We start from the raw sequence: 12,509 nt of genomic DNA, 5'->3' as shown, positions 1-12,509 counted from the left end.
GAAGTTGATCTCATCTATCTCTACGGTGAACACGCCGATAAGTGGAGATGTATATGGTACAATATTGCGAGGAGAGTATCCCCGTTCAGCAATACCAATATTAACATATCGTCAACTCCGCAAGGACGGTATGCATTGTCGCGTCGGTGAGGTACGGAGCCAACTACTTGAAAAATCGCCGACTGAATTCGAAACGTTTGTCGCGACGCTATGGGAGAATCAAGGGTGGGTCACCAGCGTGACCACAGCGTCTAACGATGCTGGTGTTGATATTATTGCTGAACGCTCTGGCCTCCACGATGAAAAAGCCGCGATTCAGGCGAAAAAATACGCGGTCTCCAACAAAATCGGCCGACCGGACATACAGCAGTATGATACCCTCCGACGGCAGGACCCCGATGTTGATTTCGTCATCATCGTCACGACGAGTGGCTTCACGCAGCAAGCGGAGCAGCTTGCGAGTCAGCTCAACGTTAAGCTGGTTAATGGCGAGGCACTCGCTGAAGCAGCGCTTGATTCACTCGCTGAGAGTCAGCTAGCCACGCTTCTGGGTACAGCCCCACAAGATGACAATACGGAATCAACGCCAGAGCAGGGTGGTTCATCGTCTCCAACGGAGCCCGAAGAACAACCCGACCCGGAGGAACTGTCGGCTTCGGAGCTTGCTGACAGTCTTTCTTCCGAGCTCACGGAAGACGATTTGACGGAGAAAGAGGCTCAATTGGCGAACCTCTACGAGTGGTACTGGGACCAACGGAACACGGATTTCAACGGGAATGCTGGGTCGTCGCTTGTGTTCGAATTTGACGCTGTCGACAATCTGGAAGTTTATCAATTCCTGGTCGGCTTACACAGTATCGAGTTTACGGACACAAAGCGAGCCCGGGAAGCGCGGAAGACTGCACAGCAGTACAATTGGGACATCGATAATTGGGAGCCAAACAGGCGTGCAGGGGCACTGTTGAATCTAAAGCCGAACGGAAATATTGGAGAGAAATTCGACCCAGCGTTTGAGGCTCGGTTCACCCGGATTGTGTTTGAGGGATTTCTGGATACTGACCTACATACGGTCCGCTTGATTAAGCAGAATCCTTTCGATGGGAAGACTGAAGCCAGAACTCTCAATCTGAGCGAATTCGAGTAGGCCGGCTCTGTTGAAAGCTTATAAAGCGTACTGGATTCATGCGCTGTCTGTACCGTTCGTCGGGGAGTCGCGGAGAAAATCTGCGGACCGTTCTATGACACCCCTGTCTATAGGCTGATTGACTCAAGAGTGATTATTTAAACCCGAAGACAAAGTATGATACGGCCAGACCACTCTATGACCGACCAGTACGCCGACTACGAAGCCCTCCGACCGCTCGGCGAAGCGACCCACGTTCCCGACGCCCAACTCGCCAGTAGTAGTGGCGAGCCCCGGCGGCAACGCTCTGGTGGCGTCGATGCGGGCTATCCGGACGACCCGACAGCAGATGAAAGCCAGTGCGCTTCCTGTGGAGCGTCAATTCTCGCCGGCCAGTCGAAGTGCCGATTCTGTCTCACAAAGCACCTCAATGACGCCGACGGCCAGGACATATCGGACGCCAGCTGGTCGCTCCTCCACGTCGTCCAGATGCTCGTCGAAGCGTCGACGTTCTACGGCGCCGTGGCAAAGGGGTCTGCTGCAGCCACCCTGCTCGCAAAATCGGACGCCAACCCAGCAGTCGATAACTGCCAGTTGATCTACGATCTCGACGAGGAACCAGCACCGCAGCTTACCGACCAGTGGCCTTCGCTCCCCTCGGCAGTACGGATCTCATCGGAGTGTGGCGACAGGTACTCGCGGCTGCTCGTGAGCGGACGACGTGGACAGCGACGACGCAGTCCCGTCACGACGACGAGCACACGACGTTTCTCTACGACGAGGAAGCGCAGTTCGCGTCGAGGACCGTCTTGCAAGCCTCCGTGAGAACGCAGATGGCGACCTCTGGCTGGTGCCAGCGATTGCGCTCCAGGAATCCGTTGACAAGACCGATACCGAACAGCCACGACGCGAGCGTCCAAGCAGAACTCACCTCAAGTGTCGGGAGCGTGATCGAGAGACTAAACATCGATTCCGCGAATTCGAAACCGTCCCCGATGACGAGTGGACCGGACAGCCCATGTGGGAGTGTCAGCGGTGCGGGACACCCCGCTATGGGCCCGAACCCGAAGCTGGTCAATAGAGACGGTGCCATTTTAACCAACGAATCCTGATCTTGATTCGTTCTGTTGGTTAACTGGAGGCAAATCCGTGATCACCCCTGGACTGCCCTGCTGACTGCCCGCCGGTGTTTTTTCGCGCCGCAAATTGGCGGAGGCGCACACATGGACCCACGAAACACCCCCGGCTATCGGCTCCACCGCGCGCTCAGCAATCTTACCAGCATCGACAGCGAGCAATTGGAGCCCGCCGACCGAGAGCGAATCAACACGGCGACAACGCTCCTCGAGCAGGTGGGTTTTCTCACCCGACCAGATACGACGGAGAACAGTGACACCAACGGAGAATCCTGACTACACGACGTGTCGACAGCGCAGCGTCCCGTGGCCGCCACAGCGTGAACGGTTGTTCACCCCCAGAAAGGGTGCGGGGGTATGAAAACGCTCCCGAGGACAACCCATGGCAACACTCCAAGCCGCAACGACATCGACCGGCGCACTCGTAACGAATCCATAGGCCGTCCGCAAACTCTGTGAGGATCACTGCTTCGGGACGCTCAACTGGGACGTGGACGACGACGGCAAACTCGTCATCTGGGGCTACGATAGCTTCGAAGTGTACGAGACGAAAGAAAACGCCCTTCTCGACTACGACGGTGGCATCGTCACCCACGAGTTTCTCCACTCGCTCGCGGAGTATCTCGAACCGGACGAAGAATTTGACATCCAGACGGACGGATTTACCAAGTGCCGCTTCCCGGTCTTGGCGAAACGGTACGTCGTTCGCGACGGCGAAGTCCTTCACGCGGACCTCAGTTCCCCCGACCCGATCGACGAGTAGCGTTGTTCGTCCCCCGGGAGGGGTGCGGGGCGATCCAGTCGCGGTCGCCCCGTGAGGTGATTCCTCGATGGGACACCGCGCACCCGTTGCGTACGAACGCACAGACGGACAGTACACGCTCCACTACAGCCATTGGGGCGCAGCGAACCTCAAGCTCAAGCGCCGAATTTCGGCTGAATCGCCGTTCGGTGGTGACGACACCGACTCCAAGTGGGCGACACAGCTGCTGGCGGAACTGGCCGATGGCCTCGAAGCAGATGCCGTCGACGGCTACCTCGCCGGCGAAGACCGCCCATCGACGGTCGTCGAGCCGAAGCCCCGTGCGACAGGGCTCACGCTCGACGAGATCGTCGCTGACCATCTCGACTACCTCCGCCACGAGGCGTTCTTCGTGGTGTCGACGACGTTCGAGGTGACCGCCTATCGGACGCTGTGGTTCGGCCTGCAGTATGACTCGGAGACGGTCGACCACGGCGAGACGGTCGGGAACGGCGCGCTCGCGACGGTGCGCTGGTACGACGGCGAGCCGGTCGGCGACGGCCACCTGCAGGGCCAGTTCGCAGCCCTCAAAGACGTCATCGGCGATATGCTCGACAAAGGCGTCTTCACGCCGTCGACGGCGAGGCAGTACCTGAAACGGAAGCTCGCCGAGCGGGTCGGAGACCGACAGGAGCTGCTCATTCCGACTGGAGAGTCACCCTTCGAGAAGGCGAGTCTGAACCACTCCTAGTTATCTCTGTTTAAATTATTATACACTGATGGTTTTTGATGCCGGCTGAATACAGGGAAGTGACTAATCAGCGGTATCGGTCAGCAGTTCATAGGGTGGGGAAAGTACCAATATGTTGGACCAGTGAATTTCTCGGTAATGGCAAGGAATCGAAGTGCTCTATTCTGTGATTACAATTTCCTCGACCTGAAAAGAGAGAAGCAGGAAGAGATGAAGAACGAGACCTCATCACTCACCTCGGAAGAGTTAGATGAGAACAGTACGGACTCACTAGCGATAATTTTCTCTTCAAAATATACTCCTTCTCAGATCGAACTTCACGATGTTATCAAAAAGGACGGAGGACAGGTTGAGAAAGAAGTTCAAAACAGAGCTGGGATTCCAACCCCCGGTCGAGGCACACCGACTAGGAAATACGAGAGGCTGAAGGTAAAGTTCCAGTTTGACGGGGATAAGAAACTATTCCGTTACAAGCCTAGCAGCTACAATTTCAGCCCTCCATTGTACGACAAGCTCAGAAAGAGTGAGGTTGTGAGATACTTTGATTTCCGGACGCAGAACCGGGATGCGGAAGAGGTGAAAGAGGAGCTTCACTCTGATATCGAGGATTGGAAGAATGATGTCCGGTTGTGGGTTGAGAACCTGAATTCCGACATCAGGCAGATGCGGGAGAAATTTGAAAACAAAGCTCGTTCGGCGATTGAAAGGCGCCGGGGCGAGGTTGAAACTAAGACAAAGGTTATGGAGGATCTCGGTGTCGATACAGGTGGTTCTGGAAGTCAAGGGTTCGTAGTCCCTGAGAAGAAGCGGAGTATTGAGCTTCCGAAGCTTGAGGACAGCAGTTCTCCGGATATTGTTCCAGACAATCATTATTTGGAGATTCTCGGGATTATCGATGATCTGGGAGTGAATATCGAACGATCTGCTGAAAGGGTTCGAGATCTGGATGAGGAATCCCTCCGTGATATTTTTCTCGCAGGGATCAACTCTCACTACGCCGGAATTGCACAGGGCGAGTCTTTCAACCGAAGTGGAAAGACTGATATTCTGCTTCCGTACGAAAACCGGAATTTGTTCGTTGCAGAGTGCAAGTTCTGGTCTGGACAGGCTCAGTTCGTAGACGCTATGGACCAGCTGTTGGGGAATCTAACGGTCCGGGATTCGCATGCGTGTTTGATGATGTTCTCTAGGAGAGCGAGGTTCGACGAGATACGTAGGAAGGCGGAGAAGGCGACGAAGAGTCACAAGCAATTTGAGACAGAGTTACCGGATTACGATGATCACGACGTGTACCGATTCAACATCGACTCAGGTACACCAGTCAGGGTCGCTGTCAAAGTATTCAACCTGAAATAATCGAGTGGGGCGACATCCTAGTTCAAGCTACTTCGTGGCAGCTGCTGTTTTTCAGGGGTCGGAATGGGTGAGCCCCGCCGTAGGCTCGTGATTCGATGATCTCAGACGACGACCCGTTTCCTCTAATTCGTGGCCGTAGCCATCTTGACCCACACGGTGTCCGGATACTTATAAGGAAAACCGTGGGTATGTGAGAATGACGATGGAGATCATCTGTACCGTCAAAGTCAAACTTGACGCATTCGTCTTTAGCTAATACTCAGAGTAATACTGAATAGCATAGATCTGGAGGTAGATTTTGTTAGAACACGACCGCTATGGGCCGAAAATAGGGACTCTAAAGAATCTGTATCGTCTACTATCAGTAGTAACAGCGGTTCAGTCGCTATATTCGCCCTAGTATTTCTTCCATACATAATATTTACACGAGATATTACCACTGGTCTTAGCTAAAGACGAATGGTCAAACTTGACGTACCTAACCCACGACGGGAAGACCTCCATCAGACTGCCGATCAAGTCCGTTACTGCGCCAACCAAACCAGCGAGTGGGCGTGGCGCACCTCAGCAACTGAACACTGCATCACTAGCAAGGCTAAAGCCGAAGAGGCCCTCTACGATCGTCTCCGCGAAGAAACCGACCTCACGGCTAACCTCGTCCAGAAAGGGATTCGCCGTGCTATCGAGGCAGTCAAAAGCGGAGTCGAAGCGTGGAAGAGAGGCGACCGGACCAGCCAACCACACTTCGACGCATGGAGTGTTGTCTACGACAAGCGGAGTGCCACCTTCCATGGTGACCACGTCTCCCTCTCAACCGTAAACGGACGGGTCGAATGCGACTGCGTGCTACCCGATGAAACAGACGGGACACCGATTGGGGACTACTTGCTGAACGAAGACTTCGAGTTCCGAATGTCCACGCTTCAGTACGACCGCTTCGAGGACGAGTTCTACCTCCACGCCCGCATGAAACGTGCCCACTGAAGACGGGGAAGACACGCGTTCGAATTCGGACACGCACAACGAGAACCCGACGGTTCTCGGCGTGGATTTGAACGTTGATGGCTCCTTCGCTGTCACCAGTACGGGCGCATTCATCGAGTCAGCGGATCAGCTCAATCATCGTCGGCGCGAGTTCGAGAAGACCCGTGGCAACCTCCAAGAGACAGGCACACGGTCAGCTCATCTAACTATCCAGCAGATGAACGATCGCGAACACCGCTGGATACAAGACGTACTCCACACCGTGGCAAATGAGATTATCCGCGAAGCCCGTCGGGTGGACGCGACTCACGTCGCGTTCGAGAATTTAACAGGTATTCGCGACCGGATGGTCCACGCCAAGCGGTTCCACGCATGGGCGTTCCGCCAGCTCTACGAGTATGTAGAGTACAAGGACGAAGCCGAGGGTGTGGCTGTCGAACAGGTGAGTCCTGCCTACACAAGCCAGCGGTGTTCGAAGTGTGGCTGTACATTAGACGAAAATAGATCGTCGAAACACCAGTTTGAGTGCCAGAAGTGCGGGTACGAACTCAACGCCGACTATAATGCGAGCAAAAACATCGCTCGCAAACTCGCCAAGCGTCTCCACCCGGGGCAGAAGTCTTCGAGTGGAGGAGCCACCTATCAACTGGCTCTAACGTCAGGGATATTGAACCTAAACGGTGAGTTTCACGACACCGGCCCTGCAGCGGCAGAATCGAAATCCACCGACAAACCCCACCCTCAATGAGCGAGGTCGTCAGACCGAGCGAAGTAGGGTGAGGTAGTTGATGACTGCGAGTTGGATTTCGACGTAACCCTCGGGTCCCCAGTTTGGGCTATGAGATATGTATTAATGCTATATTATAATGGTCAGCGCTCTCGCCAATCGTACATCTCAGTATATTTTTGCCGTCGCTTGGAGACAATTTCCTCCGCCCAGTCGACTGCCTCGGAAAGCCGCTCCTGTGGTCGGATTTCGAATTCGAACTCCTCGATATAATTGACATCTATCATCTCCGCGGTACCAATCATCCGACTAGATCCACCGTCTTCGGGGGTGAGTCGGGCGAGAACAGTCCGGTTCAATTGAGCTAACTGGTACTCGTTCAGATGGCCAGATGCCTCTCGGTCGACCATTACGCAGAACTTCGCCAGCCGCATAGTCGTTGTTACACTTCCAGAAAGGTCTTGAGTAGGGAAGTCTTCCAAATCTCGGTCGATGAACGCCTCGTATCCTTTGTCCCTGAGTTCGTTACGTACATCAAGAAGTTCAGCTTCGGTAGCGCCGCCGTATTTCCCTAATACGTACACCGCGTTATCGCTCGCGGTGATTAAGTCTGAAAGACGCTGAGCGAACGAGGGGTCTTCAGATTCGATATCCCCGCTTTTTCTTTCTCCATTTGACTGGCTTCTAGTTCGCTGTATGAAGCGGTACCTTGCCGGATCATCGGACGCTGGTAGGTACTCTGCAATATTCAGTGAGAAGTCCGTGGCTCTGATTCGATCGCGGGGGACAGTACGTGCGATTTCGCTGTTGCTGTCCCAATCGTTCGCAGCTGCGATTGCCTCTTTAACTCCGCGTAGCGTGAGTCTCGTTGTGTCCTTCTTGTTCTCGTAGAAATCCTCTCCCCGTGCGTCCACGAAACGTATCTCACCTTCCCGTTCGGCAGGCTTGTCCGTGTTCAGCTTGAGGATAGCCGTCTCAAGAGAATGGTGCTGCTGTAAATCTTCAGGAAGGTGAACTATCTGTTCAATATAATCGTTCTCGACGAGGTGTTTTCGGTATCTCTTCTCGGTTTGTCTGAAGAATATCCCTTCAGGGACAATCAGCGCTGCCTCCCCTCCCCTCTCGTCCTGTTGGGGGGTTTTCAGACACGTAAGGGCGTGGAAAATAAACGCATAGTCTGCCCGGTCCTCACGTGGCAGTTTCATTCCTGGGAACCGATTGTACGGGTTATCTTCCAGTTCCGACTTCTGCCAGTCGGAAGATATGGGAAAGTCAGATAGCACTACGTCAAATCGCTTAAGTTCACCATCAGTGGTGAATTGAGGGGCAGATAGAGAATCTCCAACGGCGATATCGCCATCCACGCCGTGCATTTCTAGATTGATACGAGCGATTCCAGCAACAATTTGATTGATGTCCTGACCAGTGACTTGTTTCTCGAGGTGGTGCAGTCCCGTACCATCCCCAAGTTGCTCTGCTGCTTGAACGAGAAATCCACCAGATCCAACTGTTGGATCGTGTACAGAGGTACTTTCAGCTATGTTTCCGGCTAGCTGAACTGACAGCTGAACGATTCTTCTCGGAGTGATGAAACCTCCTCCACCCCTCCCTTCGATTTGGTACATATGTGTCAGAAAATTATCGAATATCGGGCCGAACTCTTCCGGTGCTGCATACCCAAAGTCGAGCCGAATCTCATCGAGGTGCTCGACCAACTGCTGCAGAACATCGTCCTCTTGTAAGATCTCGAAATCTATGTTGGCAGTTACCGGCTCTACCACATCATGCACTGGAATCTCTGTGAGAGCTTCACTCAGGCGCTGACTTAGGTCGCTAGATGGCTTACAAACCACGCTCCAACGGTATTGCTGTTCGACATACGGAACCAGTTTTGACGCCTTTGTTTCCGATTTATCTTCGTTTGGGTTGTCGTCTATTCGAGCTGATTCATCAGAAGCCCGTTTGTAGTATATGAGTGGAATGAGATATTCCTTATACTTCACCGGCGAGACTGTCCCCTGGATAATGTCTATGGACGAAAGTAGCTTCTCGCCCAACTGACGGCTGACCTCGCTCATCAGTTCTGGCTATTCACTTGACAACAATATAGTTGAGGATTATTAAACTCGATCCGGCAGTTCGCTGCGAGTATCGACACGGAGACGCCCCAAATCGCGCTCCCCGCATCCGTCGAGTCGCAGGTCGAGACACAGAGCAAGCCCTACACGGCGGCCGCATTCTTCCACTTCAAGGCGACTGGCTCGCTCGAACGCCACCGCGCCTACCACGCCGCCTACGAGTCGGACGCATTCGCGGTCGACTTCGAGGCAGACTACGCGTCGGGCGACCTGACCATCACTGTCGAACGAGCGGACGAATCCTGAGAATCCGCCGTCACGAGGAGAGTTTTTCGAGCGCCGGCGATGGGTGCCGGCGCACTTGGAGCGAGCAACGAAACCCGGTTCGTCGGCGTTTCGAGGTGTTCAAGATGCATATGGTGATATACGCACTCGTAGAGGCATCGACGCACGACGACGCCCTGGCCACCGGAAAGACGGTGTTCGACCGCCTGGTTGGCGCGGACCCACACGCCGGCGCGGTCTTCGACTACTACGTCACGTTCGATGAAGAGGACACGTCCGTTGCGGGGAAGGCACGATGGGGGGAGTTGTCGACTGCAGCCCCCGTCGATTCTGGTGACGGCCAGGATCTCCTCGAGCGTGGCTGGGAGGCGACGAAGGAGGAATTCGAGCGGAATCTCGATCGGGTGAAAGAGGCCATCGACGAGCTCTCCGACGAAGAGATCATGCGCGACGAGGACCTCGCCCGCCACGCCTTCCACCAGGTCGGTGCGTACGACGGCCCGACGATCTTCCTGTACACCGAACACGGAACCGGCATTCGCCACCGTGGACAGTTGGACCGACTCCTCGAGGAGAGTGAAGAGCTCTGGATCGTACCCGCTGACGTCCACTTCTGAATAATGCCCCACATCACCAACTGGCGACGCGAGAGCCGCTCGCCGACGCTTGCGTATCGGAACACCGAGACCGGTGCGCGTGCCGTCCTGCATCGAGCGCCGGACTCCTACCGGTATAAGTGGCGCGGGGCAATCCTCGTTGACGGCTACCCGATCTGGTCGCGGGGATACAAGACGAAGGACGCGACGTCATTCCGTGACGAACTCCGGGAGCGGCCCGCACCGGACCTCAGCTGCCCGGAGTGTCCGAACGACGACGTTCGCGTCGGCGAGAAGGCGTCAGCGGGGCGAAAGTCCAGCGGTGGTACGACTGCCCCGACTGTGGGTACGAAGCCCCCTCTCGCATCGTCTACGGCGCCGAAAGGTGAGTGAGCGGTGGGCGCTGTTTTTCGGCCGGGCACGAGGTGGTGGCCCGGTACGACCGGGTGAGTCAACCAATGACCCTCGAAATACTTGACCGACACAGTGAGGCGCTGTTCGAGTTCCTCTGGTGTCCCGTCTGCGGGCAGGAGGTTTTCACTCACATCCCCTTCGAGGGGGTGTTCTGCAAGAACTGTAACACCCAGGTCGAAATCCAAGAATCCCGAGAGAGACGCGGCTACGAGGAGGCCGTGCTCGCCTGCTTCGATACAACCACAACCTGGAACCTCCACGTCGACGAGAAGCTACGTCGCGACCTGCCTATGGGTCTGCGCGCGTGAAGATCCTCGGCGCACCGGGCGCCTACAAGGTCGACTGGTGGAGTCCAGAGCCGGGTGAGGACTGGGAGCCAGTTGAGCGTGGTGAATTCGACGACATGGTGGAACCAGACGAGGTGTCACATCTCGCGTAGTGGATAGCAATCCCGCTACGACTGTGTGGTGTTGTTCCTGCGCCGGCGATGGGTGCCGGCGCACACGCGCCGGCGAGTACCGATGTCGACACGGAGTCAACTCCGATTCGTCCAACGAGTCGAACAGCCTGATGAAACGGATGGCGACGCCGGGCAATATCGGTAGTTCCCATCGTTCCTGATTGCTGACTCGATTTTTGGACGGATATGAACGAGATCAGAGCGACCGATTCATCGAGTCGAACAAAGACGGCGGTCTCACGCCAGTGAGAGCGCCGTCAGCCCAGACAAGAGGCGAAGCTGTCGCTCATGTACAGGGCTGCCGCTGGACGCGGGCAGCTTCAGCCCGCGTCCAGCGCGCTGTAGATCGCCGGGATTCCGACACCGTTGGTTGGTGCTTCCCACTTCCGGCTCAAGGTGTCGTCAAGAGCGTGATCAACCCACTCCCGGAACACCTCGAAGCGGAACCAGACGGGTAGTGCTCGCCCGCCGCGTCGCGGCGTGGCGAGCACGCCCCATCGGACAATCACCCAGAGGTTCCGTAGCAGGAAGCTCACGAGGATGAACAACAACCGAACGGCTGGATCGGTTGTACTTGTCCGCGCACGCGCTTCACGCATCGTCCGGAAGGCTGTCTCGATGGCTGAGCGTTTCTGGTAGAGAGCTTCGACTTCCTTCGGCGTGCGATCAGTCAGATCGCACGCCACGTAGGCCCGCACGAGCAACCCGTGTTTCCCTCGGTTGCCTTGTTGGTAGGAGACACAGACCGCGAGCGGGAAGCGCAGTTCCCGCTCGCTTCCCTTGTACATCACGTACTCTGTCCAGTAAGAGACGGTCGTGTCCAGTTTCTCGGCCATCTGCTTCCCACGGCGGACGATCGGAAGAGCGACTGGTGCCAGGGCATCCAGTCGCTCGATTGATGCGCCGTTGTAGAAGCCGCGGTAGGCGAGAAGTCCAGCCACGGTGAACGGGAGGGCCGCGACGTGGTCGAGCAGTCGCTCGACCGCGTCGCTTTTCGATTCATCACCACGGACGGGAGTGACTGCAACGACAAGTGGTTTCGCCCGGCAGAGGACGAATCCAGCGAGGTAGCGATGGCACTTGCTGGTGCCATCGCGGGGTTTCGTGTGACAGAGTTCGCTAGCGTCAGCGTGTGGACAACCGTGGTAGTGGATATCGACGAAGTCGAGGCAGATGATCCTCGGGCCGGGGCCGAGGATCATCGCCGCCTGTTGAGCGAAGATGTCGTTGACAGCGGGTTCGAGGTCGTCTGCTGGAACGGTGTGCAGTTGTTTGAGGGTGTAATCGTCGGAGTAGGTTCCACGAGTGGTGTCGGTGACAGCCTTGATGGATTTCTGATCGACAGCGGCTTGCAGGAGTGTTCGACGGATGATCCCGGAGTCGAAGCCGCAGCCTTCGACTCCGGGGATCGGTATCTCTGAGAGGAGATCCTCCGCTAAGGTTTCAAGGTCAGAGGCCGTAAGAACAGTGTCTGGATGGTATAGCGATTTCACAACACCCATCCAGACGCTTCCCGAGAATCTAACCTCATCAGTTGTGACTATCCCCTGACTTGATGGGAACTACCGAATATGGAGCACCTCGACCAGCCGCTGTTCCTGCTCGGACACGGCATCGAGAATCCGGCCGATGGCATCCACGGCGACGAGGAGTACCTCTCCGTCGTGGAACTCCCGACGGAGAACCCGTTCGACGAGCCGACCGAGTGGACAGTCAAAGTGAGCGGTCACTCCGCGTTCCCTCGCTGGGACGGCCCGACCGACGAGGCCTTCGAGCAGGCGAGTTGGCAGTTCCACGGGTCGCTCGAGGACGCGCTCGCAGAACTGGTCCGGGACGAAGCAGTCGTCAAGTAAAATC

7 protein-coding genes and 7 pseudogenes are annotated in these 12,509 nt (G+C 55.9%); 12 read left to right on the top strand and 2 right to left on the bottom strand.

Annotation, left to right across the window (positions count from 1 at the left end; genetic code table 11):
* The first annotated feature begins 130 nt into the window (after window positions 1-130).
* From IEX84_RS12785 to IEX84_RS14900, 7 genes and pseudogenes are all read left to right on the top strand, one after another.
* A complete protein-coding gene (locus IEX84_RS12785; protein ID WP_188872963.1) occupies window positions 131-1,144 on the top strand; it encodes a restriction endonuclease in 1,014 nt (337 codons plus the stop codon).
* Window positions 1,145-1,321: 177 nt separating this feature from the next.
* Window positions 1,322-2,204 (top strand): annotated as a pseudogene (locus IEX84_RS12780) (biosurfactant protein 1).
* Window positions 2,205-2,346: 142 nt separating this feature from the next.
* Window positions 2,347-2,535 (top strand): hypothetical protein, encoded by a 189-nt coding sequence (locus IEX84_RS12775; RefSeq protein ID WP_188872962.1) that lies wholly within the window; start codon window positions 2,347-2,349, stop codon window positions 2,533-2,535.
* 106 nt (window positions 2,536-2,641) lie between these two features.
* Window positions 2,642-3,022, top strand: a pseudogene (locus IEX84_RS12770) (hypothetical protein).
* Between the two features lie 67 nt (window positions 3,023-3,089).
* Window positions 3,090-3,752, top strand: coding sequence for a DUF6735 family protein (locus IEX84_RS12765; RefSeq protein ID WP_188872961.1), 663 nt, complete (start codon window positions 3,090-3,092; stop codon window positions 3,750-3,752).
* Window positions 3,753-3,890: 138 nt separating this feature from the next.
* A complete protein-coding gene (locus IEX84_RS12760) occupies window positions 3,891-5,108 on the top strand; it encodes a hypothetical protein (protein WP_188872960.1) in 1,218 nt (405 codons plus the stop codon).
* A 459-nt stretch (window positions 5,109-5,567) separates the two neighbouring features.
* Window positions 5,568-6,840 (top strand): annotated as a pseudogene (locus tag IEX84_RS14900) (RNA-guided endonuclease InsQ/TnpB family protein).
* Between the two features lie 122 nt (window positions 6,841-6,962).
* On the opposite strand, the gene IEX84_RS12750 reads toward IEX84_RS14900, so the two are convergent.
* On the bottom strand, window positions 6,963-8,897 hold the full coding sequence (locus tag IEX84_RS12750) for a class I SAM-dependent DNA methyltransferase (protein ID WP_188872959.1): 1,935 nt from the start codon (window positions 8,895-8,897) through the stop codon (window positions 6,963-6,965).
* A gap of 54 nt (window positions 8,898-8,951) precedes the next feature.
* On the opposite strand from IEX84_RS12750, the pseudogene IEX84_RS14610 reads away from it, so the two are divergent.
* The 4 genes and pseudogenes from IEX84_RS14610 to IEX84_RS12735 form a co-directional block, all read left to right on the top strand.
* A pseudogene (locus tag IEX84_RS14610) lies at window positions 8,952-9,203 on the top strand (hypothetical protein); the annotation flags it as partial.
* Window positions 9,204-9,307: 104 nt separating this feature from the next.
* Entirely contained in the window at window positions 9,308-9,799 is a 492-nt protein-coding gene (locus IEX84_RS12745) for a hypothetical protein (protein ID WP_188872958.1), read from the top strand.
* A gap of 3 nt (window positions 9,800-9,802) precedes the next feature.
* Window positions 9,803-10,167 (top strand): annotated as a pseudogene (locus IEX84_RS12740) (DUF7568 family protein).
* 69 nt (window positions 10,168-10,236) lie between these two features.
* A pseudogene (locus IEX84_RS12735) lies at window positions 10,237-10,631 on the top strand (DUF7567 family protein).
* Between the two features lie 341 nt (window positions 10,632-10,972).
* Here IEX84_RS12735 and IEX84_RS12730 read toward each other — a convergent pair.
* Window positions 10,973-12,154 (bottom strand): ISH3 family transposase, encoded by a 1,182-nt coding sequence (locus IEX84_RS12730; protein ID WP_188872957.1) that lies wholly within the window; start codon window positions 12,152-12,154, stop codon window positions 10,973-10,975.
* 57 nt (window positions 12,155-12,211) lie between these two features.
* On the opposite strand from IEX84_RS12730, the pseudogene IEX84_RS12725 reads away from it, so the two are divergent.
* Window positions 12,212-12,505 (top strand): annotated as a pseudogene (locus tag IEX84_RS12725) (hypothetical protein); the annotation flags it as partial.
* Between the last annotated feature and the right edge of the window lie 4 nt (window positions 12,506-12,509).

The organism is Halarchaeum rubridurum (assembly GCF_014647115.1).
Taxonomy (GTDB): Archaea; Halobacteriota; Halobacteria; order Halobacteriales; family Halobacteriaceae; genus Halarchaeum; species Halarchaeum rubridurum.
Note: the sequence above shows the minus strand (reverse complement) of the source record. Positions and strands in the feature narration are given on the sequence as shown.